This window comes from Xanthomonas sp. 3307, assembly GCF_014199735.1.
GTDB lineage: Bacteria > Pseudomonadota > Gammaproteobacteria > Xanthomonadales > Xanthomonadaceae > Xanthomonas_A > Xanthomonas_A rydalmerensis.
In genome coordinates this window covers 74,672-100,906 of the sequence record NZ_JACHOG010000007.1, presented here as the reverse complement: position 1 = coordinate 100,906, position 26,235 = coordinate 74,672, and the positions used below count along the sequence as shown (strand labels likewise).

General features: G+C 68.1%; 17 protein-coding genes. 3 read left to right on the top strand and 14 right to left on the bottom strand.

The window, feature by feature from the left end:
* Positions 1-6 precede the first annotated feature (6 nt).
* Positions 7-1,692 (bottom strand): long-chain fatty acid--CoA ligase, encoded by a 1,686-nt coding sequence (locus GGR64_RS16250; protein ID WP_160967769.1) that lies wholly within the window; start codon positions 1,690-1,692, stop codon positions 7-9.
* A gap of 520 nt (positions 1,693-2,212) precedes the next feature.
* Positions 2,213-4,972 (bottom strand): aconitate hydratase AcnA, encoded by a 2,760-nt coding sequence (acnA, locus tag GGR64_RS16245; RefSeq protein ID WP_184647103.1) that lies wholly within the window; start codon positions 4,970-4,972, stop codon positions 2,213-2,215.
* 149 nt (positions 4,973-5,121) lie between these two features.
* Here acnA and GGR64_RS16240 point away from each other — a divergent pair, with 149 nt between their 5' ends.
* The 3 genes from GGR64_RS16240 to acnB are packed head-to-tail and all read left to right on the top strand — an operon-like array spanning position 5,122 to position 8,433.
* Entirely contained in the window at positions 5,122-5,385 is a 264-nt protein-coding gene (locus tag GGR64_RS16240) for an AbrB/MazE/SpoVT family DNA-binding domain-containing protein (protein ID WP_010343322.1), read from the top strand.
* Positions 5,382-5,789 (top strand): type II toxin-antitoxin system VapC family toxin, encoded by a 408-nt coding sequence (locus tag GGR64_RS16235; protein WP_019798091.1) that lies wholly within the window; start codon positions 5,382-5,384, stop codon positions 5,787-5,789. Before GGR64_RS16240 ends, GGR64_RS16235 begins: the two co-directional genes overlap by 4 nt.
* Before the next feature lie 52 nt (positions 5,790-5,841).
* Positions 5,842-8,433, top strand: a complete 2,592-nt coding sequence (gene acnB / locus GGR64_RS16230) for a bifunctional aconitate hydratase 2/2-methylisocitrate dehydratase (RefSeq protein ID WP_184647101.1) — start codon at positions 5,842-5,844, stop codon at positions 8,431-8,433.
* A gap of 136 nt (positions 8,434-8,569) precedes the next feature.
* Here acnB and GGR64_RS16225 read toward each other — a convergent pair whose 3' ends face one another.
* The 12 genes from GGR64_RS16225 to GGR64_RS16170 form a co-directional block, all read right to left on the bottom strand.
* Positions 8,570-11,167: an EAL domain-containing protein gene (locus tag GGR64_RS16225; RefSeq protein ID WP_184647099.1), complete on the bottom strand. Its 2,598-nt coding sequence runs from the start codon at positions 11,165-11,167 to the stop codon at positions 8,570-8,572.
* A gap of 4 nt (positions 11,168-11,171) precedes the next feature.
* A complete protein-coding gene (locus GGR64_RS16220; RefSeq protein ID WP_184447997.1) occupies positions 11,172-12,245 on the bottom strand; it encodes a chemotaxis response regulator protein-glutamate methylesterase in 1,074 nt (357 codons plus the stop codon).
* Positions 12,242-12,844 carry a chemoreceptor glutamine deamidase CheD gene (gene cheD / locus GGR64_RS16215; protein WP_160958665.1) on the bottom strand — a complete coding sequence of 201 codons (603 nt, stop codon included), beginning with the start codon at positions 12,842-12,844 and terminating at the stop codon, positions 12,242-12,244. Before cheD ends, GGR64_RS16220 begins: the two co-directional genes overlap by 4 nt.
* Positions 12,841-13,707, bottom strand: coding sequence for a CheR family methyltransferase (locus GGR64_RS16210; protein ID WP_160967778.1), 867 nt, complete (start codon positions 13,705-13,707; stop codon positions 12,841-12,843). The genes cheD and GGR64_RS16210 overlap by 4 nt, the downstream gene beginning before the upstream one ends.
* Positions 13,708-13,804: 97 nt before the next feature.
* Positions 13,805-16,048 carry a methyl-accepting chemotaxis protein gene (locus GGR64_RS16205; RefSeq protein ID WP_184447996.1) on the bottom strand — a complete coding sequence of 748 codons (2,244 nt, stop codon included), beginning with the start codon at positions 16,046-16,048 and terminating at the stop codon, positions 13,805-13,807.
* A 391-nt stretch (positions 16,049-16,439) separates the two neighbouring features.
* Positions 16,440-18,665: a methyl-accepting chemotaxis protein gene (locus GGR64_RS16200; RefSeq protein WP_184647097.1), complete on the bottom strand. Its 2,226-nt coding sequence runs from the start codon at positions 18,663-18,665 to the stop codon at positions 16,440-16,442.
* Positions 18,666-18,831: 166 nt separating this feature from the next.
* A complete protein-coding gene (locus GGR64_RS16195) occupies positions 18,832-21,216 on the bottom strand; it encodes a methyl-accepting chemotaxis protein (RefSeq protein ID WP_184647095.1) in 2,385 nt (794 codons plus the stop codon).
* A 100-nt stretch (positions 21,217-21,316) separates the two neighbouring features.
* Positions 21,317-21,679 carry a hypothetical protein gene (locus tag GGR64_RS16190; RefSeq protein ID WP_017910574.1) on the bottom strand — a complete coding sequence of 121 codons (363 nt, stop codon included), beginning with the start codon at positions 21,677-21,679 and terminating at the stop codon, positions 21,317-21,319.
* Between the two features lie 193 nt (positions 21,680-21,872).
* On the bottom strand, positions 21,873-22,367 hold the full coding sequence (locus GGR64_RS16185) for a chemotaxis protein CheW (protein WP_019796102.1): 495 nt from the start codon (positions 22,365-22,367) through the stop codon (positions 21,873-21,875).
* Positions 22,368-22,488: 121 nt separating this feature from the next.
* The gene (locus GGR64_RS16180) at positions 22,489-23,271 is read right to left on the bottom strand and encodes a flagellar brake protein (protein ID WP_184448125.1); all 783 of its coding nucleotides are present in this window, start codon (positions 23,269-23,271) and stop codon (positions 22,489-22,491) included.
* Positions 23,272-23,331: 60 nt separating this feature from the next.
* Positions 23,332-25,539 (bottom strand): methyl-accepting chemotaxis protein, encoded by a 2,208-nt coding sequence (locus tag GGR64_RS16175; RefSeq protein ID WP_160967785.1) that lies wholly within the window; start codon positions 25,537-25,539, stop codon positions 23,332-23,334.
* Positions 25,536-26,039, bottom strand: a complete 504-nt coding sequence (locus GGR64_RS16170; protein ID WP_237475344.1) for a hypothetical protein — start codon at positions 26,037-26,039, stop codon at positions 25,536-25,538. The genes GGR64_RS16175 and GGR64_RS16170 overlap by 4 nt, the downstream gene beginning before the upstream one ends.
* Positions 26,040-26,235: the final 196 nt, after the last annotated feature.

Here is a 26,235-nt window from a genome sequence, read left to right as displayed (position 1 = left end):
ACCTGCTTATTGCGGCGGCGGTGCGTCGCGCAACTCGCGCCGCAGGATCTTCCCGACGTTGGTCTTGGGCAGCTCCTTGCGGAACTCGACGATGCGCGGGTGCTTGTAGCCGGTGAGGTTGGCGCGGGCGTGCGCCTTCACCTCGTCGGCGGTCAGGTTGGGGTCCTTCTTGACGATGACCACCTTGACCGCTTCGCCGGATTTTTCGTCCGGCACACCGACCGCGGCCACTTCCAGCACGCCCGGCATCATCGCGATGACGTCCTCGACCTCGTTCGGATACACGTTGAAGCCGGACACCAGGATCATGTCCTTCTTGCGGTCGACGATATAGAAGAAGCCCTGCGGATCCATCCGCGCCATGTCGCCGGTGTGCAGCCAGCCGTCGGCATCGATGGCGCTGGCGGTGTCCTCCGGCCGGCGCCAGTAGCCCTTCATCACCTGCGGCCCGCGGATGCACAGCTCACCGACCTCGCCATGGGCGAGGGTCTGGCCCTGGTCGTCCTTGACGCAGGCGTCGGTGGAGGGGATCGGCAGGCCGATCGCGCCGTTGTATTCGGTCAGGGTCAGCGGGTTGATGCAGGCCGCCGGCGAGGTCTCGGTCAGGCCGTAGGCCTCGACCAGAGTGACGCCGGTGACCTGCTTCCAGCGTTCGGCCACCGCGCGTTGCACCGCCATGCCGCCGCCGAGGGTGAACTTCAGCGAGGAGAAATCCACCTTGTCGAAGCCAGGGGTGTTGAGCAGGCCGTTGAACAGGGTGTTGACGCCGGTGAAGGCGGTGAAGCGGGTCTTCTGCAGTTCCTTGACGAAGCCCGGCATGTCGCGCGGATTGCTGATCAGGTGATTGAGCCCGCCGAGCTTCATGAAGACCAGCCCGTTCGCGGTCAGCGCGAAGATGTGGTACAGCGGCAGCGCGGTGATGATGACTTCCTTGCCTTCCTCCAGCTTGCCGGTCGCCGAGATCCAGGCGCCTGCCTGCAGCATGTTGGCGACCAGGTTGCGGTGGGTCAGCATCGCGCCCTTGGCCACGCCGGTGGTGCCGCCGGTGTACTGCAGGAAGGCGATGTCGTCCGGCGCGATGTCGATCGGCGGCAGCGTGTGCAGGCGGCCGAGGGTCAGCGCGTCGCGGAAGCGGATCGCGTTGGGGAGGTCGTAGTCCGGCACCAGCTTCTTGACGTACTTCAGGACGAAGTTGACCAGCGGCCCCTTGGGGAAGCCGAGCATGTCGCCCAGGCCGGTGGTGATGACCTGCTTGATCGGTGTGTCGGCAAGCACTTCCTGCACGGTGGTGCCGAAGTTGTCGATCACCACCAGCGCGCTGGCACCGGAGTCGATCAACTGGTGGCGCAGTTCGCGCGGGGTGTACAGCGGGTTGACGTTGACCACGGTCATGCCGGCCAGCAGCACGCCGAAGGTGGCGATGGGGTACTGCAGGCAGTTGGGCATCATCAGGGCGACGCGGTCGCCCTTCTTGAGCTGCAGTTCGCCCAGCAGGTAGCCGGCGAATTGCCGGGCCAGTTCGCCGGCCTCGCGGTAGGTCAGGGTCTTGCCGAAGTTGCAGTAGGCGGGGCGGTCGCCGAACTTGGCCACGGAGCTTTCGAAGACGGCGGCGACGGAGCGGTATTCATCGACATCGATGTCGGCGCCAACGCCGGCCGGATAACTCTGCAACCACGGACGATCCAGACTCATATTCCCCCTCCAGGAAATGTATTGATGGGCGCGCAGCGGACAGTATCCGCCGGAATCCCGTAATGGGAGCATACCGTTCCGTAGGGGAGAAAGGCGAACAGGGGCGGGGGGATGCCTTGTGGGCGAGCGTGTTTTTGTGCCGGTAGGGCAAGAGTGCCGAAGGCTATCTGCTGTTGCTGTTGCTTTTACCGGTTCCCTTCCGAAGCGGCGGCCAGCACGGGGAAAAACCCCGAAGGGGCGGCGCACAGGGACGTGCGCCGTCCGCGGCAGGGGCAGGATGCCCCTTCCGCGGATCCCCGGGCTGGACGCGGACCCGGAGCGCGCAGCGCGTAGGGCGCGAGGCAGGGTGTGCTTTCTTTTGGTTACTTTTCTTTGCACAAGCAAAGAAAAGTAACTCGCCGAAAGGCGAAAGCCTTTGCTCTCGAGTGCGCGCGTATGCAAGTGTCAATTCGCGTACCCGAGCATCGCCCCCGCCCTAGGCGCGGGGGCCAGGGTTCCGTGTGGGAAACCCGTACGGCTGTCAGCGTGCAGCCAACTGCCGCAGCACGTACTGCAGCAGGCCACCATGGCGGAAGTACTCCACTTCCTTCGGGGTCAGCAGCATCACCGCCACCTCGAAGGACTGCGCGCTGCCGTCGGCCTTGGTCGCCACGACCTTGGCGCGCTTGCTGGCACCGTCCTGCAGGCCGGTGATCTCGAACACTTCCGAGCCGTCCAGGCCCAGGCTCTGTGCGTTCTGGCCGTCGAGGAACTGCAGCGGCAGCACGCCCATGCCGACCAGGTTGGAGCGGTGGATGCGTTCGAAGCTTTCGGCGATCACCGCCTTGACCCCGAGCAGATTGGTGCCCTTGGCCGCCCAGTCGCGCGAGGAGCCGGTGCCGTATTCCTTGCCGCCGATCACCACCAGCGGCACGCCGTCGGCCTTGTACTTCATCGCCGCGTCGTAGATCGCCAGCTTTTCCGGCTGGCCGCCGCCGGGCGGGTGGTACAGGGTGTTGCCGCCTTCCTCGCCGCCGAACATCAGGTTCTTGATGCGGATGTTGGCGAAGGTGCCGCGGACCATGACGTCGTCGTTGCCGCGGCGGCTGCCGTAGCTGTTGAAGTCGGCCGGCTGCACGCCGCGTTCCTGCAGGAAGCGGCCCGCCGGCGAGTCCTTCTTGATGTTGCCGGCCGGGGAGATGTGGTCGGTGGTGATCGAGTCGCCGAACAGGCCGAGCACGCGCGCACCGTGCACGTCGTCGATGCGGCCGACCTGCATGGTCATGCCGTCGAAGTAGGGCGGGTTCTTGATGTAGGTGGAGGCGCCGTCCCAGGCGTACAGCTCGCCGTCGGGCGAGGCGATGGCGGCCCAGCGGCTGTCGCCCTTGAACACGTCGGCGTAGTTCTGCTTGAACATCTCCGGGCCGACCGTGGCGGCGATGGTGTCGCCGATCTCCTTGTTGCTCGGCCAGATGTCGCGCAGGTACACCGGCTGGCCGTCGCTGCCGGTGCCCAGCGGGTCGCGGGTCAGGTCGATGTCGGTGGTGCCGGCGATGGCGTAGGCGACTACCAGCGGCGGGGAGGCCAGGTAGTTCATCTTCACTTCCGGATGCACACGGCCTTCGAAGTTGCGGTTGCCCGACAGCACCGACGCCACCACCAGGTCGTCCTGGGCGATGGCCGCCGACACGTCCTCCGGCAGCGGGCCGGAGTTGCCGATGCAGGTGGTGCAGCCATAGCCGACCACGTAGAAGCCGAGCTGTTCCAGGTCGTCCATCAGCCCGGCCTTCTTCAGGTAATCGGTGACCACCAGCGAGCCCGGCCCGAGCGAGGTCTTGACCCACGGCTGCGCCTTCAGGCCCTTGGCCACGGCGTTGCGCGCGAGCAGGCCGGCGCCGAGCATCACCGCCGGGTTGGAGGTGTTGGTGCAGGAGGTGATCGCCGCGATCACCACCGCGCCGTCGCGCAGCTGCCAGCCGGCGCCGCTGGCCTCGGCCTCCTGCGCATGCGCCGCCTGGGCGCCGACCGCGGTGCCGCCGCCGCCTTCGTTCTTGAGCCGGTCTTCCTGTTTCGCATCGCTGTGGCGCTTGCTGCGCGCGTCGGCGAACGGCACCAGGCTGTCGCGGAAGTTGCGCTGCATGTCTTCCAGCAGCACGCGGTCCTGCGGGCGCTTGGGGCCGGCCAGCGAGGGCTTGACCTGGCCCATGTCCAGTTCCAGGGTGGCGCTGTACGCGGCATGTGCGCTGTCGGCGTCGTGCCACAGGCCCTGCGCCTTGGCGTAGGCCTCGACCAGCGCGATCTGCTCCTCGCTGCGCCCGGACAGGCGCAGGTAGGTCAGCGATTCGGCGTCGATCGGGAAGATGCCGCAGGTGGCGCCGTACTCGGGCGCCATGTTGCCGATGGTGGCGCGGTCGGCCAGCGGCAGGTGCTGCAGGCCGTCGCCGAAGAATTCGACGAACTTGCCGACCACGCCGTGCTTGCGCAGCATCTGCGTCACCGTCAGCACCAGGTCGGTGGCGGTGGCGCCTTCGGGCAGCTTGCCGGTGAGCTTGAAGCCCACCACCTGCGGGATCAGCATCGACGAAGGCTGGCCGAGCATCGCCGCTTCCGCCTCGATGCCGCCCACGCCCCAGCCGAGCACGCCGATGCCGTTGATCATGGTGGTGTGGCTATCGGTGCCGAACACGGTGTCCGGGTAGGCGATCGCCTCGCCGTCACGCTCGCCGGTCATCACCACCCGCGCCAGGTGCTCCAGGTTGACCTGGTGCACGATGCCGGTGTTCGGCGGCACCACCTTGAAGTTGTCGAAGGCCTTCTGGCCCCAGCGCAGGAAGCCGTAGCGCTCCTTGTTGCGCTGGAATTCGATCTTGCCGTTGAGGTCCAGCGCGTCGGGCTTGCCGAACACGTCCACCTGCACCGAATGGTCGATCACCAGTTCCGAGGGAATCAGCGGGTTGATCTGTTCCGGGCGCCCGCCGAGCTTGACCACCGCGTCGCGCATTGCGGCCAGGTCGACCACGCACGGTACGCCGGTGAAGTCCTGCAGCACCACGCGCGCCGGCATGAAGGCGATCTCGGTATCCGGCTCGGCCTTGGGATCCCACTTCGCCACTGCCTCGATGTGGTCCTTGCCCACGGTCACGCCGCCGTCTTCGTGGCGCAACAGGTTTTCCAGCAGGATCTTCAGCGAGTAGGGCAGGCGGGCGATGTCGAAGCGCTCGGCGAGCTTGGGCAGGCTGTAGTAGGCGTAGCGTTGGCCGTTGACCTCGAGCGAGGCACGGGTGGAAAAGGAATCGCTCATCACGGAACTCCTATGGCATCGCGGCTGTAGGGACTGCGGTCATTCTGACCGATTCAGTGTGTATGGCAGGTGTGACCTGCGCTGTATGCGGGCTTGAGTATGACGCTTCAAGTATGTAAAATTCGTGCATACCTTGTGGAGCCCGCCCCATGGAAGCCACTGTCGCCGAGCGCGGTCAGATCACCTTGCCCAAGGCCGTGCGCGACGCACTGGGCCTGAGCAAGGGCACCATCCTGAAAGTGGAACTGGACGGCGGCCGGATCATCCTGCGCAAGAGCGTGGACGATGCCATCTCGCGCGCGCGCGGCCGCTTCAAGCTCGACGGCTTCGCCAGTACCGACGAGGCGATGCGCGCCATCCGCGGCCGCGCCCCGGGCGATCCGTTCGAACCCGAGCCCGACGCCGGCGCATGATCGCCATCGACTCGTCCGTGCTGGTGGACCTGCTGGCCGACGGCCCCCAGGCCGACGCCGCCGAAGCCTGCCTGCGGCAGTGCCTGAGCACCGGTCCGGTGGTGGTCTGCGACATCGTCCTGGCCGAAGTGTGCAGCGCGCTGCGCGACGGCGCCGAGGCGTTGTCGGTGTTGGAGGACATGAGCATCCGCTTCAGCGCGCTGGAGGCCAAGTCGGCCTTGCGCGCCGGCGAGATGCAGCGCCGCTTCCGCGCCCGCGGCGGCAAGCGCGAGCGGGTGGTGGCCGATTTCCTGATCGGTGCGCATGCGTTGCTGCAATGCGATGGCCTGATCACCCGCGACGACCGTTTTTTCCGCGATTACTTCAAGGGCCTGAAGATCATCGTCCCCAAGCCTGCCGGCTGACGCCGCGCCGCCGCTACCGCACATCCCCACCGTATTTTTCCGGAGAACCCGCATGTTGGAAGCCTACCGCCACCACGTTGCAGAGCGCGCCGCGCTCGGAATCCCGCCGCTGCCGCTGAGCGCGCAGCAGACCGCGCAGGTCATCGAACTGCTGAAGAACCCGCCGGCCGGCGAGGAGCAGTTCCTGGTCGAACTGCTGAGCCATCGCGTGCCGGCGGGCGTCGACGACGCCGCCAAGGTCAAGGCCTCGTACCTGGCCGCGGTCGCCTTCGGCAGCGAGAAGACCCCGCTGATCTCGCCCACCCGCGCCACCGAACTGCTGGGCACCATGCTCGGCGGCTACAACATCCATCCGCTGATCGAGCTGCTGGACAACGCCGAACTCGGTGCAGTCGCCGCCGAGGGCCTGAAGCACACACTGCTGATCTTCGACGCCTTCCACGACGTGCAGGAGAAGGCCGAGGCCGGCAACGCGCACGCCAAGGCGGTGCTGCAGAGCTGGGCCGAGGCCGAGTGGTTCACCAGCAAGCCGGAAGTGCCGCAGAGCCTGACCATCACCGTGTTCAAGGTGCCGGGCGAGACCAACACCGACGACCTGTCGCCGGCGCCGGACGCCACCACCCGTCCCGACATCCCGCTGCACGCGCTGGCGATGCTCAAGAACAAGCGCGACGGCGCCCCGTTCGAGCCGGAAGAAGACGGCAAGCGCGGCCCGATCCAGGCCATCGCCGACCTCAAGGCCAAGGGCCATCTGGTCGCCTACGTCGGCGACGTGGTCGGCACCGGTTCCTCGCGCAAGTCGGCGACCAACTCGGTGCTGTGGTGGACCGGCGAGGACATCCCCTACATCCCCAACAAGCGCTTCGGCGGCGTGTGCCTGGGCTCGAAGATCGCGCCGATCTTCTACAACACCATGGAAGACGCCGGCGCGCTGCCGATCGAGCTGGACGTGTCGCAGATGGAGCACGGCGAGGTGGTCGAGCTGCGTCCGTACGAGGGCAAGGCGCTGAAGAACGGGCAGGTGATCGCCGAGTTCGCGATGAAGTCGGACGTGCTGTTCGACGAAGTGCGCGCCGGCGGCCGCATCCCGCTGATCGTCGGCCGCGGCCTCACCGCCAAGGCGCGCGAGTTCCTGGGCCTGCCGGCCTCGGACCTGTTCCGCCTGCCGATGGACCCGCCGGATACCGGCAAGGGCTTCTCGCTGGCGCAGAAGATGGTCGGCCGCGCCTGTGGCCTGCCGGAAGGCCAGGGCATGCGCCCGGGCACCTACTGCGAACCGAAGATGACCTCGGTGGGCTCGCAGGACACCACCGGCCCGATGACCCGCGACGAGCTGAAGGACCTGGCCTGCCTGGGCTTCTCCGCCGACCTGGTGATGCAGTCGTTCTGCCACACCGCCGCGTACCCGAAGCCGGTCGACGTCAAGACCCACCACACCCTGCCGGAGTTCATCTCCACCCGCGGCGGCGTGTCGCTGCGTCCGGGCGACGGCGTCATCCACAGCTGGCTCAACCGCATGCTGCTGCCCGACACCGTCGGCACCGGCGGCGACTCGCACACCCGCTTCCCGATCGGCATCTCGTTCCCGGCCGGCTCCGGCCTGGTCGCCTTCGCCGCCGCCACCGGCGTCATGCCGCTGGACATGCCCGAGAGCGTGCTGGTGCGCTTCAAGGGGCAGATGCAGCCGGGCGTGACCCTGCGCGATCTGGTCAACGCGATCCCGCTGTACGCGATCAAGCAGGGCCTGCTGACCGTGGCCAAGCAGGGCAAGAAGAACATCTTCTCCGGCCGCATCCTGGAGATCGAAGGCCTGCCGGAACTGAAGGTGGAGCAGGCGTTCGAACTGTCCGACGCCTCCGCCGAGCGTTCGGCCGCCGGTTGCACGGTGCGCCTGAACAAGGAGCCGATCGTCGAGTACCTGACCAGCAACATCACCCTGCTGAAGTGGATGATCGCCGAAGGCTATGCCGACGCGCGTTCGCTGGCGCGGCGGATCAAGAAGATGGAGGAGTGGCTGGCCGACCCGCAGCTGCTCGAGCCCGATGCCGATGCCGAATACGCGGCGGTGATCGAGATCGACCTGGCCGACATCCACGAGCCGATCGTGGCCTGCCCGAACGACCCGGACGACGTGAAGACCCTGTCCGACGTGGCCGGCGCGGCGATCGACGAAGTGTTCATCGGCTCGTGCATGACCAACATCGGCCACTTCCGTGCCGCGGCCAAGCTGCTGGAAGGCAAGCGCGACATCCCGACCCGCCTGTGGGTCGCGCCGCCGACCAAGATGGACGCCTCGGAGCTGACCAAGGAAGGCCACTACGGCACCTTCGGCGCCGCCGGCGCGCGCATGGAAATGCCGGGCTGCTCGCTGTGCATGGGCAACCAGGCGCAGGCGCGCGAGGGCGCCACGGTGTTCTCCACCTCCACCCGCAACTTCCCCAACCGCCTGGGCCGCAACACCAACGTGTACCTGGGCTCGGCGGAACTGGCGGCGATCTGCTCGCGCCTGGGCCGGATCCCGACCAAGGACGAGTACATGGCCGACGTGGGCGTGATCAAGACCAGTGGCGAGCAGATCTATCGCTACATGAACTTCGATCAGATCCAGGACTATCAGGACGTGGCCGCCACGGTCGCCGCCTGATCGCCCCGGCGATGCACTGACGCGACGTGCCGCCCATGCGGCACTGTCGCAAACGAGAAGCCCGGCATTGCCGGGCTTTTTTCTTGGGGGTTGCAGGCGTTTCCCGACGCGGCGGTCTTGCCGCGCTCGCGAGCGCTTACGTCGGCTGTGCGGACGCACGCCCCTGCAGCCAGTGCTCCAGCGCCGCCGGTGTGAGCGCCGGGGCGAACAGGAAGCCCTGCAGCACGCGGCAGCCCAGCCGCGCCAGGAACGCGCGCTGCGCCTCGGTCTCCACGCCCTCGGCGACGGTATGCAGGCCGAGGGTCTCGCCAATGCGCAGCACCGAGGTGGTCAGCGCGCGCGAGGTCTGGCAGTGCTCCAGGTCGCTGACGAAGCTCATGTCCAGCTTCAGTTCGTTGACCGGCAATTGATGCAGATGGCTGAGGCTGGAATAGCCGGTGCCGAAGTCGTCCAGCGACAGCAGCACGCCGCTGGCCTGCAGTTGGCGCAGGTTGGCCAGCACGGCGCTGGGGTTGGAGAGCATGACGCTCTCGGTCATCTCCAGCGCCAGGTCCGCTGGTTGCAGGCCGGCGGTGGCGAGCAGATCCTCCACCCGCGCGGGCAGCTGCGGGTCGGCGAAATTGTTGGCCGACAGGTTCACCGCCACGCGCGGCACCGGGATACCGCGCAGGCGCCAGTCGGCCATCTGCCGGCAGGTCTCGCGCAGGACCCAATGTCCGAGCTCGTCGATCAGCCCGCATTCCTCGGCCATCGGTACGAAGCGGGCGGGGGAGATCGCGCCGAGGTTGGGATGTTCCCAGCGCAGCAGCGCTTCCACGCCGTACAGCGCATGCGGCGCCTGGCTGTGCAACTGCGGCTGGTAGTGCAGTTGCAGCTTGTTGCGGTGCAGGGCGTCGCGCAGCGCGGTCTCCATCGCCACGCGTTCCTGCGCCATGCGGTTCATGTCGGAACTGAAGTAGCACACGCTGTTGCCGCCCTCGCGCTTGGCCCGGAACATCGCCAGGTCGGCATGGCGCAGCAAGGTCTCGATGTCGCCGCCGTCCTCGGGGAACATCGCCACGCCGATGCTGGCGCTGGGGTGCAGGGTCACCTGGCCGACCACCAGCGGCTCGGCCAGCGCCAGCAACAGGCGCTCGGCGACGCCGGCGGCCTGTTCGACGCTGCAGTTCGGCAGCATCAGCACGAATTCGTCGCCGGCCTGGCGGCCGATGAGGTCGGTCACGCCCAGGGTGTCGCCGATGCGATGGGCGATGTCGCGCAACAGGCCGTCGCCGGCGGCATGGCCCTGGGTCTCGTTGACGCGCTTGAAGCGGTCGATGTCCACGAACAGGATCGCCACCGGCGCGCCCTGGTGCTCGGCGGCGGCGAGCGCCTGCTCGGCGCGGGCGCTGAACATCACCCGGTTGGGCAGGCCGGTGAGCGAGTCGTAGAAGGCGAGCTGGTGCACGCGCGCCCTGGTCTGCTCGCGTTCCAGCGCCAATGCGCACAGATGCACGCAGAGTTCGATCAGGCGCAGGTGCCAGGCCAACGGCTCGCGCACCTGCCGGTAGCACAGCGCGAAGCTGCCGAGGACGCGGCCGCTGCTGGACTTGATCGGGGTGGCCACGCAGGTGCCCAACTGCACGTACTGCACCAGCCCCATGTAGTCGGCGAACAGCGGGTCGGTGCGCGGGTCGAGCACCAGCACCTGCTTGCCGCGCCAGATCGAGGTGCCGAGGGCGCCGGCACGCGGTCCGGCGCGCATGTTGCTCATGGTCTCGCCGAACCGCGCCGGCATGCTCGGCGCCGCCAGCGGCTGCAGGCAGCCGCTGCCGTCGACGCTGACGATCGCGGCCATCAGTTCCGGCGCGATGCGCTCGACCTCATTGCAGATCAGCGTGGCGACCTCGACCAGCGGCTGTTCGCGGACCAGCGCCTCCAGCACGTTCTTGTGCAGCACCTCGTGCATCTTGCTCTGGGTGATGTCGGTGAACGAGAGGATGTAGCGCCGTTGGTCGCCGTTCTCGCCGGCGATGGGGGTGGCCACCAGGGTGGCCCACAGCGGGGTGCCGTCCTTGCGGTACGCCAGGATGTCGGCCTGGTGGCCGAAGCCGGCGCGTACGCGTTCGCGGGTCTGCTGCACGGTCTGCAGGTCGGTACCGGGGCCGGTCAGCACGTTGCTGGGCAGGTGCCCCAGCACTTCGCTCTCGGCATAGCCGAACACCTGGCTGAAGCCGGCGTTGACGTAGAGGATGTTCAATTCCGGATCGCACACGACGATCGCGTTGTCGCTGGAGTCCAGCGCCAGCGACAGCAGCCGCATCCTGGCATCGCGGGCGCGTTCGGCGCTGATGTCGCGCACGAACAGCACCTGTAGCTGGCTGGTGTTCTCAGGCACCCGTGCCGCGCTCACCGCCAGCCAGCGTGCCCTACCGTCGGGGTCGCGCAACGTCAGTTCGTAGCTGCCGCTGCCGTCGTGGTGCAGGCAACTGGCGAGGAAGTCCGCGCGGTTCTCCGCGTCGACCAGCTCGCCGAGCGGATGGCCCAGCACCTGCGCGCGTGGCCGGTTCCACAGCGCTTCGGCGGTGTGGTTGAAGGCGACCACGCGTGCCTTCGCATCGATCACCAGCACCCCTTGCGGGGCGTAGTGCAGGCAGTGCAGCAGATCGAGTTCGGAGCAGGCCGCGGCCGCCCGCGCCGTTTCCACACTGGGGTCGCTGGAGACGCTCGAGGTGGTGGCGCGGCGGCCCGGCATGCTGTCAGCGGGCCTGCACGGACAGCGCGATCAGGCGCTCGGCGATCTTGTCCAGGGGCAGCACCTCCTGCGCCGCGCCCAGCCGGAAGGCCGTGCCGGGCATGCCCCAGACCACGCTGGTGGCCTCGTCCTGGACCAGGGTGCTGGCGCCGGCCTGCAGCATTTCCAGCAGGCCGCGCGCGCCGTCGTCGCCCATGCCGGTGAGGATCGCACCGATGGCGTTGGCGCCGGCGTTGCGCGCCACCGACTGGAACAGCACGTCCACCGCCGGCTTGTGCCGGTTGACCGGCGGGCCGTCGTCGATCTTGCAGCGCCAGCGCGCGCCGTCGCGGATCACCTGCAGGTGCTTGCCGCCGGGCGGCAGGTAGGCGTGGCCGGGCAGGATCGCTTCGCCTTCGGTCGCCTCGCGCACGGCCATCGCCGAGTGCCGGTTGAGACGGTCGGCGAAGGCCGTGCTGAAGCCCGCCGGCAGATGCTGGGTCATCACCACTGCCGGGGCATCGGCCGGCATGCCTTCCAGCACCACGCGCAGCGCTTCGGTGCCGCCAGCGGACGCACCGATCGCGATCAGCCGGTCGGTAGTGCGGAACTTCAGCGACGACACCGCGGCGGGTGTGGCGGTGGCGCTGGCCGGTTTCGGCGTGGCCGGCCGGTCCAGAGCACGGACCTTGGCCTTGGCCGCATTCTTGACCTTGGTGATGATCTCTTCGGCGTATCCCTCCAACCCGCGGGCCACGTCGAGCTTGGGCTTGGAGACGAAGTCGACCGCGCCCAGCGACAGCGCCTGCAGCGTGGTGTCGGCGCCGCGCTCGGTGAGCGAGGAGATCATCACCACCGGCGTGGGCCGCAGCCGCATCAGGTTTTCCAGGAACGCCAGGCCGTCCATGCGCGGCATTTCCACGTCCAGGGTGATCACGTCCGGATTCAGGCGCTTGATCTTCTCGCGCGCCAGCAGCGGGTCGGCGGCCGAGCCGACCACTTCCACGCCGGGCGCGCCCGACAGGATCTCGGTGAGGATCTGCCGCACGACCGCGGAGTCGTCGACGATCAGGACACGGCAAGGGGCTTCCAGGCTCATTCGAACAACTCCACGGCGCCGGTGACAGGGGCTTTGGCCAGACGGGCGCGCACCGCCGACTCGGCCGCGGCGATCTCGGCTTCCTCGTGCGCGTGCGGCAGGCGCTGCACGACCACGCGGCCGGTGCCGGGAAAGAACCAGATCTTGCGCGGATGGATGCCGCGCAGATCCTCGGCCACCACCGGGATCTGTTCGGCCTTGAGGTAGTTCAGCACGAAGTCGGCGTTGCGCGTGCCGACCGGGTTGTTGGTGAAGCCCTTGAGCACGTTGCCGCCGCCGAACACCTTGGCTTCCAGGCGGTTGCGGGCGGCGCCGCGCTTGAGCAGGTCGTTGATCAGCACTTCCATCGCGTAGCTGCCGTAGCGTGCCGGCGCGCCGTCGCCGCTCTGGCCGTCGGGCAGCATGAAGTGGTTCATGCCACCGATCTTCAGCAACGGGTCGCGGATGCAGGCGGCCACGCACGAGCCCAGGATGGTGGTCAGCGCGGTGTCGTCGTCCACCACCAGGTATTGGGTCGGCAACAGCTTGGCCGCGATCGTCTGGAAGCGCGTGTCGTGATAGCGCATCACCTGGTCCAGGGCCATGGCGGCGGGGCTCATGCGCGATCCTTTTGCGCCCGACGGTACAGCGTGCGGCCACAGGGCTGGATCAGGTCGGCCGCATGCAGATAGTTCTCCGAATGGCCGGTGTAGAGCATGCCGTCGTCGTCCAGGTGCGGGATCAGCCGCGACAGGATGCCGCGCTGGGTGGGCTTGTCGAAATAGATCATCACGTTGCGGCAGAACAGCGCCAGGTACGGGCCGGCGACGTCGTAGCGCGGTTCCAGCAAGTTGAGCTGGCGGAACTCGAGCAGGTCGCGCAGCGCCGGCAGCACCCGGCACTGGCCCTCGTTGGCGCCGCTGCCGCGCTGGAAGTACTTGCGCTTGAGCGCGGGGTCCAGGCTGGCGACGCGCTCCAGCGCGTACACGCCGCGCGAGGCGGTGGCCAGCACCTGGGTATCGACGTCGGTGGCGAGGATCCGCACCGGCGGGGTCAGCGTGCCGAAGGCCTCGCAGGCGGTGATCGCCAGCGAGTAGGGCTCCTCGCCGGTGGAGGCGGCGCAGGACCAGATCTTCAGCGGCGCGGCGCTGGAGTGCTTCTGCAACTCTTCGCGCAGCCGCTCGAAATGGTGCGGCTCGCGGAAGAACGAGGTCAGGTTGGTGGTCAGCGCGTTGGTGAACGCCTCCCACTCGTCGCCGCCGTCGCGCTCCAGCCAGTCCAGGTAGTCGCGGAACGAGCGCAGGCCCAGCACGCGCAGGCGCCGCGACAGTCGGCCGTAGACCATGTCGCGCTTGGCCGGGGCCAACGCGATGCCGGCCTTCTGGTAGATGAGGTCGCAGACCCGCTTGAAATCGCGATCGCTGAAGTCGAAGTCGCGATTGTCGGAACCGGAGGAGGGCGAAGCAGGAGTCTGGATGGCCATGGTGTGCAGCGATGCTCGGTCACTCGGGTTATCGGCCGGGACGGGCCGAAATTGACAGCCGGCGTTCAGCGACGGCCATCAGCAAGGGTGTATCGGTTCAGAACTCCTGCCACTGGGCCTCGCTGGCGGTGGAAGCGCCCGCGGCGACTGCGGCGACGGGGCGCGGCCGTGTCGCCTGCCGGGGTCTGCCGCGGGCCGGGGCGGGCGCGGCTTGCACCGTAGGCGCGTTGGCGGCGACACCGTGGTAGGTGTCCAGCTTGAACGCGGCGATGGCCGCGCCGAGTTGCCCGGCCTGGTCCTGCATCGAGCGCGCCGCGGCGGTGGCTTCCTCGACCAGGGCGGCGTTCTGCTGGGTGCTCTCGTCCATCTCCGTCACGGTCCGGTTGACCTGCTCGATGCCGGCGGACTGCTCCTGCGACGCGGCGGCGATCTCGCCCATGATGTCGGTGACGCGCCGCACCGAGGTCACGATCTCGCTCATGGTGCGGCCGGCCTGGTCGACCAGCGCCGAGCCTTCGGCGACGCGGCCGACCGACTCGTCGATCAAGCCCTTGATCTCCTTGGCGGCACTGGCCGAGCGCTGGGCGAGGGTGCGCACTTCGCTGGCGACCACGGCGAAACCGCGGCCCTGGTCGCCGGCACGGGCGGCTTCCACTGCGGCGTTGAGCGCCAGGATATTGGTCTGGAAGGCGATGCCATCGATGACGCCGATGATGTCGGCGATCTTCTTCGAGGAGGCCTCGATGCCGTTCATGGTGGTGACCACCTGGCCGACCACGTCGCCACCCTGCGAGGCGACCGCGGCGGCGCCGGCGGCGAGCTGGTTGGCCTGGCGCGCATTCTCGGCGTTCTGCTTGACGGTGGAGGTCAGCTCTTCCATCGACGCGGCGGTGCGCTCCAGGCTGGCCGCCTGCTGTTCGGTGCGACGCGACAGGTCGTCGTTGCCGGCGGCGATCTCGGTCGAGGCGACATTGATGTTGGCGGCGGCGGCCTGGATGCGGCCGACGATGGCCGCCAGTTGCGCGGCGGTGGCGTTGGCGTCGTCGCGCAGCGCGGCGAACACGCCGTGGTACTCGCCGTGCATGCGCGCGGTGAGGTCGCCGGCGGCGATCGACTGCAGCAGCGTCGACAGCTCGCCCAGGTTGCGGTCGCTGACCGCCATCATCGCGTTGAGGTCCTGCACCATGGCGCGGAAGCCGAACTGGAAGCGGTCGGGATCGCCGCGCGTGCCGAACGCGCCGGCCGCGGCCGCCTCCGCCAGTTGCTTGATCTGCTCGCTCATCGCGGTCAGGTTCTGCTTGGCCATGTCCATGGTTTCGGTGAGCACGGCCTTTTCGCCGGGCAGCCGGTCCATGTCCTCGGACAGGTCGCCGATCGCGTAGCGCTGGATGATCTGCAGCAGGCGCATCTTCACCGCGATGTGCGAGGCGACCAACTCGTTGGTGCCCTTGACCATCTGCCCGTACTCGCCGGGGAAGGCGTTCTCGTCGATGCGGTAGCTGATGGTGCCGTGCGCGTGCTGCTGCGCCATCTCGTCCTGCGCGCGGATCACCGCGTGGATGCGCGAGCGCATGACCAGCATGTCGTCCATCAGCTCGCCGATCTCGTCCTTGCCGTGCGGGTAGGTGGCGCCTTCCAGTTCGCCGCGGGCCACCGCCTGCGACAGGCGCTTGGCGGCGTGCAACTGGCGCGCGATGCCGCGCGCGATCAGCCAGGCGGTGACGCCGGCGAACAGCACGGCCAGCCCGAGCAGCGCCAGGATCAGGGTCTTGGTATTGGCCATCTGGCTGTCGGCGCGATCCATCTCCCGGTTCAGTTCGGCGACGTTGTACTGGGTCAGCGCCACGATGCGCTCGAACAGGGTCCGCCGCAGCGCACGCGACCGGGTGTCGGAGATCGTCTGCGCCGCCGCCACGTCACCGGCGCGCAAGGCGGTGCCCATGTCGGTGTTGGCCTGCAGATAGGCGTTCAGCGTTTCCTGGACACCGGCGTACATCTGGACCTGCTTGGGGTCGCGCATCATCGCCGCGATGACCTGCTGGTTCTTCGCCACCTCGGTGCGCACCTTCTGCATGCGCTTGAAGTAGTCGGCCTGGGCCTGGGCATCGTCGGCGCGCGACAGCTGCGCCAGCTCGTAGGTGCGGAACTCGCCCAGCTGCGCGCGCACCTCGGACAGGGCCTGGGTCGCCGGCACCCAGTCGTGCTCGATGTGCTTGAGTTCGGCGATCGACAGGTTGGTGCGGGAATAGGTGAACGCGCCCAGCACCAGCGTCAGCAGTGTGGTCAGGACGAAGGCGCCGATCAGCTTGTCGCGGATTTTCAGGTGCGAGAGCACGTTCATGGGCATTCCATGTGCGGTAGCGGGGTGGAAAAGCGGAGCGAAGGCGGCCGCGGCATCAGCCGGCGGAAGCGGGGCGGGGCGAGGGCGACGCAGAGGCAGGCTGCCGGTCGAGGCCGCGTGCGTGGCGCCGCCGGGACGGCCGGCGCGGAACCGTGCGCAGGATCTGCGCGCATGCGGCGCCGCGGCGCGGCGGCAAGCGACTGGACGACGGTGAAGATGGACAGCAAGGCATCACGTGCTCCCTGAACGGTCGCGGTCGTGACCCGGCGATGTCATGCGCGGATCACGTGGCGTGATCCTGATATCGACTAGCGCGGCGATTGCTTGAACCGCGCCAGGGGGTAAATCGCCATGCCGTGCCTGATCGTTTCTATGGCAGCGGTACGTCCGCTCAATCGGCCTCGATGGCCGGGGCCGCCGTGCGGACCAGCCGCAGCGGGGCCGATCGCGCCGCGCTCCGTGCCGCTGCGGCAGGCATGAGCGCCGCAGCGCCGTCCGCATGTGCCGACACCGCGTCCAGCCGGAACACCGCTGCGGCCTCGCCGAGCCGGCGGCCTTGCTCTTCCAGCGCCCGCGCCGAGGCGCTGGCCTCCTCGACCACGGCGACGTTCTGCTGGATCGCCTGGTCCATCTGCGCCACGGTGCGGCTGACCTGCTCGATGCCCATCGACTGCTCCTGCGAGGCCGCGGAAATTTCGCCCATGATGTCGGTGACGCGCTGCACCGAGGCGACGATCTCCTGCATGGTGCGGCCGGCCTGGTCGACCAGGACCGAGCCCTCGCTCACGCGGCCCACCGAGTCGTCGATCAGCGTCTTGATTTCCTTGGCGGCGTTGGCCGAGCGCTGCGCCAGGGTCCGCACTTCGGTGGCGACCACGGCGAAGCCGCGGCCCTGCTCCCCGGCGCGGGCGGCTTCCACCGCGGCGTTCAAGGCCAGGATGTTGGTCTGGAAGGCGATGCCGTCGATGACGCTGATGATGTCGGCGATCTTCTTCGACGACGCCTCGATGCCGCTCATGGTCTCGACCACTCTGCCGACCACCTCGCCGCCCTGCGAGGCCACCGACGCCGCCCCTGCCGCCAGTTGGTTGGCCTGGCGCGCGTGTTCGGCGTTCTGCTTCACGGTGGAGGTCAGTTCCTCCATCGAGGCAGCGGTCTCTTCCAGGTTAGCTGCCTGCTGTTCGGTGCGGCGCGACAGGTCCTCGTTGCCGCCGGCCAGTTCGGTGGTGGCGCCGTGGATGCTGCGCGCCGCGGCCTGGATGCGGCCGACGATGTCGGCGAGCTGGTCGGCGGTGGTGTTGGCATCCTCGCGCATCCGCGCGAACACGCCATGGAAGTCGCCCTGCATGCGCACGCTCAGGTCGCCGGCGGCGATCGCCTGCAGCAGCGCCGAGAGCTTGCCCAGGTTGCGGTCGCTGACCTCCATCATCGCGTTGAGGTCCTGCACCATCAACCGGAAGTCGTGCTGGAAGCGCTCGGCGTCGCCGCGCACGCTGAAATCGCCGGCCGCAGCCGCGGCGGCCAGACGCTTGATCTCGGTATTGATCGCCAGCAGGCTGGCCTTGGCGGCATCCATGGATTCGTGCAGCACCGCGCGGCTGCCGGGCAGGCGGCGCGCGTCGCGGCGCAGATCACCGTTGGCGTATTCGTTGAGCACGCCGATGGCGTCGACGATGGCGTCCAGGTGCTCGAACATCATGCGGTTGATGCTGGCGGCCAGTTCGCCGTACACGCCGGGGAAATCCTCCGGCATGCGGTGGGACATGTCCTTGTCGGCATGCAGCACGGCCATCCGGGCGGTCTCGCTGGAGAAGCGCTCCAGCATCCGGATCATCTCGCCGGTGGCGCGCAGCATTTCGCCGGTCTCGTCGCGGCCGGGGTTGTCGATGCGCACGCTGAGGTCGCCGCGCGACACCGCGCGGATCGCCTCCAGGCTGCGCGACACCGGCCGCAGCACCGAACTGCCGATCAGCCAGTTGATGCCGAAGGCGAGCAGCACCAGGATGCCGCCGGCCAGGGTCATCACCCCGGTGAAGATCAGCGCCTGCGCCTGCACGTCGTCCATGTAGACGCCGGTGCCGATCACCCAGTGCCAGGGCGCGAACGGGGCGTTGTAGGAAACTTTCTCCACCGGCGTCTCGTTGCCGGGCTTGGGCCAAAGGTAGTCGACGTAGCCGCCGCCGGCCTCGGCCACCTTGACGAACTCGCGGAAGATCGGCTTGCCGTCGGCGCTGAGCACCTGGCCGATGTCCTTGCCGATCAGATCCTTGCGGGTGGGATGCATCAGCATGGTCGGGTGCAGGTCGTGCACGTAGAAGTAGTCCACGCCATCGCGGGCGCGCATCGACTCCAGGGTGCGCAGGGCGGTGCGCTGCGCCTCGGCCAGCGGCATGCTGCCCTTGTCCACCTCGGCCGCATAGGCGCGTACCACGCCCAGCGCCAGCTCGATCTGGCTCTTCAGCGCCTGCTCGCGCGTGTTGCGGATGTCCAGGTACTGCATCCGCGCGGCGATCACCGCCAGCAGGACGATCCCGGCGCCCAACAACACGGTCTGCCACAGGAACTTGCGGCGCAGCGGCAGATCCGAGAGGCGGGTGAGCAACGAGCGAGACGACATCGACCTGTTCCTTGGAAAGGATCCCAGGGATTTAACGGCCCCGGGAACGATGAAATTGAGCGCGCGGCGCGATCGATTCGTAGACAATCCGCGCGCCGACGCGGCCATCAAAAAAATCCCCGGCGCGAGGCCGGGGAGAGGGATGCAGCGACAGGCCGGGCCGGTCTCAGAACTCCTGCCAGTCGGAATCGGCCAGCGCCGGTTCGACCTTGCGGGCGCGCACCGGCGCCGGCTTGGCGGAGGCGACAGCCGCAGGCTTCTTCGCCACCGGTGCCGGACGGGGTGCGGCCACGGCGTGCGGTGCATGCACCACCGCGGCCTGGGCCGACTGCTCGACGCGGAAGATCGACACGGCCTCGGTCAGCTGACCGGCCTGTTCTTCCATCGAGCGCGCTGCGGCGGTGGCTTCTTCCACCAGGGCGGCGTTCTGCTGGGTGGTCTCGTCCATCTGGGTGACGGTCTGGTTGACCTGCTCGATGCCGGCGGACTGCTCCTGCGAGGCCGCGGCGATCTCGCCCATGATGTCGGTGACGCGCTGCACCGAGGCGACGATCTCGGTCATGGTCTGGCCGGCCTGGCGGACCAGGGTCGAGCCGTTGGTCACCTGGCCCACGGAAGCGTCGATCAGGCCCTTGATCTCCTTGGCGGCGTTGGCCGAGCGCTGGGCGAGGGTGCGCACTTCGCTGGCCACCACCGCAAAGCCGCGGCCCTGTTCGCCGGCACGTGCCGCTTCCACCGCCGCGTTGAGCGCCAGGATGTTGGTCTGGAAGGCGATGCCGTCGATCACCGAGATGATGTCGCCGATCTTCTTCGAGGACGCTTCGATGCCGCTCATGGTCTCGACCACGCGGCCGACCACGTCGCCGCCCTGCGAGGCCACCGAGGCCGCGCCTGCGGCCAGCTGGTTGGCCTGACGCGCATGTTCGGCGTTCTGGCGCACGGTGGAGGTCAGTTCCTCCATCGACGCGGCGGTCTCTTCCAGGTTGGCGGCCTGCTGCTCGGTGCGGCGCGACAGGTCGTCGTTGCCGGCGGCGATCTCGCCGGCCGCGGCGTTGATCGCGTTCGCCGACTGCTGGATGCGGCCGACGATGGCCGCCAGCTGTTCGGCGGTGGCGTTGGCGTCGTCGCGCATGGTCGCGAACACGCCCTGGAAGTCGCCGTGCATGCGCGCGGTGAGGTCGCCCTGCGACAGCGCGGTCAGCAGCTTGGACACTTCGCCGATGCTGTCGCCGTTGGCCTGCAGCAGGCCGTTGAGCTGCTGCGCCAGCTGCAGGAAGAAGCCGTGCTTGCCTTCCACGCCGACACGCCCGCTGAGGTCGCCAGCGGCGGCCTCGCGCACGATCTTGGCCACTTCCTGCTCGACCTGCGCTTCCAGGGTGCGGTCGCGCGCTTCGCAGACGAAGCCGATGTGGTTGCCATGCGCATCGCGGATGGCGGTGATGGTCTGGGCGATGCGCGCGTCGGCATAGACCATCTCGCGCTCCATGACGCCGTTCTTTTCCAACTCCGACAGGGTCTTGGGGTCGTGCTGGTTGCGGTACTCCAGTACCGTGACCGGCGAGCCCACCAGCGGCAGGCTCGAATCGAAGGCCGGCGCCACCGATTGGATCTGCTGGGCGTACTTGTCGGCCAGGCCCTGCATCGACGGGTTGGCGTAGACGATGTTGTAGTCCAGGTCGACGATGAACATGCCGGTGGAGGAATTGTCCAGCGCGGTGCGGATGCGCAGGTTCTCGGAGGCGACCGCGGCGTCGCGCTCGATGCGCCCGCGCAGGTCCTGCTGCATGCGCTTGAGCGCCTGCATCAGCTCGCCGATTTCGTCCTTGCCGTTGGCGTCGATATGTCCGTCGAGCTTGCCGCCGGCGACATCGCTGGCGACCTTGACCGCATCGCGCACGCTGTTGGCCAGCATCCGGCCGAACAGGAAGGCCATGCCGATCGCGGCGCCAAAGCCGATCAGCAGGCAGACCAGCAGGGTGGCGGCGGCCTTGCGGTAGGTGCCGCTGGCGGCGTCGGCTGCGGCCTTGGCCTGGCGGTCGTTCTCGCCGATCAGGGCGATGACGTCATCCATCACCTTGTTGTGCAGGGTGCGGGTCTCGCCGGTGAACGTGTCGATGGCATCGTCGTGCAGATCCAGCTGCAGCATTTCGTCGACGGACTGGTAGGAGGCGCTGGCCTTCTTCCAGTCGGCGACCAGGCGATCATAGAGCGCCTTTTCCTGCGGGCTGGCGATCCTGGGGGGATACTTGGCCAGGATCGTATCCAACTGCTTCTTCAGCGCGGCCTGGCGCGCAGCCGATTCCTTCTTCAGTGCATCGCTGCTGCGGATCAGGCTCTGGTAGGCGGCATTGCGGTACTCGCCGAGGATGCCGCGCATTTCGCCGCCGGTGCGCACGCTCGGCACCACCTGCGTCGATACGTCTTTGGTCACGCCATCGAGCGCGTTCAGGCCGCGATAGGCGGCCACGCCCTGGATCAGCATCAGCGCCAGCACGACGCCGAATGCCAGCATCAGCTTGGGCATCACCTTGAGATCTTTTATCCACTGCATGAGCGGTTCCCGTAATTCGGAGGGGGGCGACAAGGGGCAAAAACGACAAACGCCGCCGTGCCGGACCGTCTGTGCGGGTCCAGCGCGGCGGCGCAAAGGCTTACTTGATGGTCGCCAGCTTCAGGCTGGACGGCGCGCTGACCTGGATTTCGGCACGCGAGCTGTCGCGCTCGATCTTGCCGATCACGCAGACGTCCTTGCCTTCCAGGGTCTCCGGCGCGAAGCCGAACTTGCTGCGGTCGGCGCCGGCGATGCGGGCGGAGAAGGTGTGGCGCGGGAACATGCCGCCCATGTACAGGAAGGTCGGCTCGCCTTCGGAGTTCTGCGCGTACTTGGCTTTCTCGACCTTGCCGCAGACCATGCCGTCCTTGCCGACGAAGCGGGTGGCCATCTCCGGCGGGATCATCTGCTGGGACTGGGCGAAGGTGCTGGGGCTGGCGGCGAGCAGCAGGACCAGCAGCATGGGAAAGCTCGGTTTCATGGAACGACTCCTTGGGGACGGGGGCTGAAGTGAGGGCTGTGTGATGGCCAGCCACCTTTCAGCTATCGGCCTGAAACCGGTTAACTTGATTCTCACAAGTGATAAACAGTTCGCATTTCAAATAAAAAACCCGCCGTGAGGCGGGTTTCGTCTACAGCCGGGCCGGCCGTCGCCGTCAGGCGGCTTCGTCGACGTGGGCGTGCTGCTGGCCGAACTCGGCGCTGTCCAGCAGGGTCTCGATGTCCAGCAGGATCAACATCTTGTCGTCCTGGGTGCCGATGCCGGAGATGAAGCGGGTATCGACCGCGGCGCCGAACTCGGGGGTCGGGCGGATCTGCTCTTCGTTCAGCGGGATCACGTCGGAGACGCTGTCCACGACGATGCCGACCACGCGGTTCTCGACGTTGAGCACGATCATCACGGTGAAGGCGTCGTAGCGCGCCTCCTTCAGGCGCAGCTTCAGGCGCAGGTCGATCACCGGCACGATGGTGCCGCGCAGGTTGATCACGCCCTTGATGTACTCGGGGGCGTCCGGGACCCGGGTCACCGAGTCGTAGCCGCGGATTTCCTGCACCTTGAGGATATCCACGCCGTAGTGTTCTTCGCCGAGGGTGAAGCTGAGGAATTCGCCGCCGGTGGCGCCGGAGGTGGAGGTGGTCTTGTCGTTCATCGTGTGCTCCTGGTGCGCACGGAATTGCGGTGGTGGCGGAATTGGGGAAGCGCGACTCTGATGCTAGATCGGCGCGGGGCCGCCGAACTTTAGACCTCGGCCGGTTGGCCGGGCCCGGCGTTCAGGAAAGCACGCCGCTCTTGCGGGCGCTGCGCTGGCGCTCGATGCGGAACACGTAGCGCTGGATCGCCGCGTCGGCGCCGCGCGGCAGGTCCAGGAAGCGCATGCCCACCCGCAGCGTGTCCTGGCCGTTGGCGAGCTTGGAGACATACATGTTGCAGACCTGCAGGGTCAGCCGGATGGCGTCGGCATCGGGCAACTGCAGCACGCAGTTCGGGTAGCGCTCCTGCACTTTCGGCATCGGTTGGCCGTGCACCAGCGCCACCGCCAGGCCGCCGCCGCTGATGTCCACCACGCGCAGCTTCAGTTCGACCTGGCCGGCGTCGTCCTCGATGCGCAGCACGCACAGCGGCGAGTCGGTGATGGGGGTCTCCAGGCGGAAATGCTCGCGCCGCTGCAGGTAGTACAGCGATTCCGGGAGCGGGGCGCGGAAGCCGTGCTGGCCGTCGTGTTCGACGCGCTGGGGATGTTCGATGCGGAAACGCACCCGTACCTTGTCCAGTTGGGCGAAGCACAGCAGGTACTCGGCCTGTTCGGCGGCGCGATTGGAGGCTTCGTTGACGCTCAGGTCCAGCAGCACTTCGTCCTCGTCCAGCGCCAGCAGCGCGGTCGAGAAGGCCTGGTCGCGGCCGCCCACGTGCGCGCTGACCTGCGAACGCTGCTGGATCAGCGACTGCAGCAACTGGCGGATCTGTCGCGGCTTGTCCAGCAGGAAACGGTCGTCCTCCACCTCTTCTTCCGGCGAAGACGGGACGGGGGAGTCGCTGGGAGTGCCTTCGGCCATGGTGGACAGTGCGTACGGGAAGTGGGTGGGGCCGCACCGCATCGGCACGCCCCACGCATGCTATCGGCTGAGCTGGGCTTTTTTGTAGACCGGATGCACGTTGCCGCCGCTGGCGGAGACGCCCGACGGCGAGCGCTGCTCCAGGGTGAAGGATGCCACGGCCCGGGCCAGTTCGCCCGCCTCCTGTTCCATCGAACGCGCGTTGGCGCTGGCTTCCTCGACCAGGGCGGCGTTCTGCTGGGTCGCCTCGTCCATCTGGGTGACGGTCTGGTTGACCTGCTCGATGCCGGCCGACTGTTCCTGCGAGGCCGAGGCGATGTCGCGCATGATGTCGGTGACCCGCTGTACCGAGGTCACGATCTCGCTCATGGTGCGCCCGGCCTGGTCGACCAGCGCCGAGCCGGTGGCGACGCGGCCGACCGACTCGTCGATCAGGTCCTTGATCTCCTTGGCCGCACTCGACGAGCGCTGGGCGAGGGTGCGCACCTCGCTGGCCACGACGGCGAAGCCGCGGCCCTGGTCGCCGGCGCGCGCGGCTTCCACCGCGGCGTTCAGCGCGAGGATGTTGGTCTGGAAGGCGATGCCGTCGATGACGCCGATGATGTCGGCGATCTTCTTCGAGGACGCCTCGATGCCGTTCATGGTGGTGACCACCTGGCCGACCACGTCGCCGCCCTGCGAGGCCACCGCCGCCGCGCCGACCGCCAGTTGGTTGGCCTGGCGCGCATGCTCGGCGTTCTGCTTGACGGTGGAGGTCAGCTCCTCCATCGAGGCCGCAGTTTCTTCCAGGCTCGCCGCCTGCTGTTCGGTGCGGCGCGACAGGTCGTCGTTGCCCGCGGCGATCTCGCCGGCCGCGGTGTTGATCGCATCGGAGGCGCCCTGGATCTGCCGCACGATCGTCGACAATTGCTCGGCAGTGGCGTTGGCGTCGTCCTTCATGTTCGCGTACACGCCCTGCAGGTCGGCGTCGATGCGCCGCGACAGGTCGCCCTCGGCCAGCGCGCGCAACAACTGCTGGATGTGGCCCAGGCCGGAGGCGCTGGCAGCGAGCATGGCGTTGATCTGTTCGCCCAACTGCAGCAGGAAGCCGTGCTTGCCGTCCAGGCGGATGCGCCCGCCGAGGTCGCCGGCGACTGCGCCGCGCACGATGCCGGCGATCTCTTCTTCCACCGCCACCTCCTCGGTGCGATCGGCCCATTCCACCACGAAGCCCAGGCGGTTGCCCGCCGCGTCGGTGACCGGATTGACGATCAGGCGCATGGTGTGGCCGCCCACGCGGATCTGCGCACGGTGCGTGCCCTTGAGCTCGGCGAGCATGCGCGCCTGATGTTCCGGGTGGCGGTGGAACACGTCGATGGTCTGGCCCAGCAGTGCGCTGGCATCGAACTGCGGCAGATCGCGGCGCAGATCCTCCTGCACGTCGCTGAGCATCTGCAGCAGCGGCCGGTTGACGTAGACGATGCGGCGCTCGGCGTCGGCGATCATCACGTTGGTGGTGACGTCGTCCAGCGCGCTGCGGATGCGCTGGGTCTCGCGCTGGGCCTCGCTGTCCTGCTCGCGGCTGTGCAGCAGTTGCGCATTGGCGGCGACCAGGGTGTGGGCGATGGAGCCTTCCGGCAGGGTCAGTGCGCGGATCGCGGCCGGCAGCGGCTGCTGCTGGGCGATGGCGCGTGCGGCCTGCGCCAGATCGTGCGGGTCGTGGCCCACATCCAGCAGTTGACGGCGCATCTGTACCGCCATCGGCACCAGGATCGCCGCTTCCACCGCCACGTACAACGCGTGGATCGCCAGGATGCCGATTCCGGCCTCGGCGGTGAACACGCGCACCGGCAGGCCGCGATGCTGCAGCCAGAAGAACAACACGTGATGCACGGCGATCGCCGCGGCGGCGACCATGATCGGCCGCCAGTCGCGGTAGTACAGCAACAGCGCGATCAGCAGGATGACGCCGAAGTGCACCTCGATCATGCCGCCGGCCTGCTGGATGAGCGCGGCCGCCAGCACCATCAGGCCCAGCGCCACGGTACAGCGGCTGAGCAGGCTGCCCGGATACAGCTTCACCTGCAGCGCGATGACCGCCAACGTCGGCAGGCTGACCGTCAGCCACAACGTCCACGTGCCCTGATGCCAGGCGGCGCCCAGGCTGGCGAGGGTGGCCAGCACCGCCACCACCACGAACAGGCGGTCGGCCTGGGCCGCCAGTTTCTGCAGATAGACGTAGCGCTCGTTGCCGATGAGGAAATTGCCGTGGTGAGGCGACGCGCTCATGCGAGGGATTCCTTGGAGTCGATGGGACATCCGCACGAGGCGGGCGAGATCAGCGGCGAGACGCCGCTGGTGGCGAGTAGCCGGGGGATCAGCGTGGCGGCGGCGATGGAGCTGCCGCAGCCGGCCAGTTGTGCCGGGCCGGCATAGATCAGGCGGGACTGCGCATCGAAGACGATCAGCGCATAGGGCAGGGCCGGTGGTGCCGCACGGTCGCGCAGGTCGACGCTGCGGATGCCCGGCAGTGGCGCCGTCGTCGGTGCGGCGCATGCGCAGTCGGCCACGCGCAGGCGGAACGCGACGGCCTGGCCGGCGGTGACGGCGGCGGGCGCGAAGGCCAGCAGGCGCGCACGGATGGCCTCGGCGCTGTCGGCCGGGGGCGGCGTGGCAGACGCCACCAGGTGGGCGACGGCCCAGACGCTCCAGACCGCCAGCAGCAACAGGCCCGCCGGCAATCGCAGAACGTGCCGCGATCGGTCGGCATCGGTGGGGCGTGTCTGCATGGAAGACCGGCCTGGGCGGCGCCGGCATCTACCGGCTGTTCACGTTATCGACAGCGACCATCGTTCCTTAAGGTGGTATTCATTCCATTTCACGCTGTGGTCACGATACCGCTTTGGTGTGTCCGTACCGAAGCTGAATGTCTCAGGCTTGGAAACGATCGGCCGCGGGACGCCCGCAGCCGATCGGTCTTTCCAG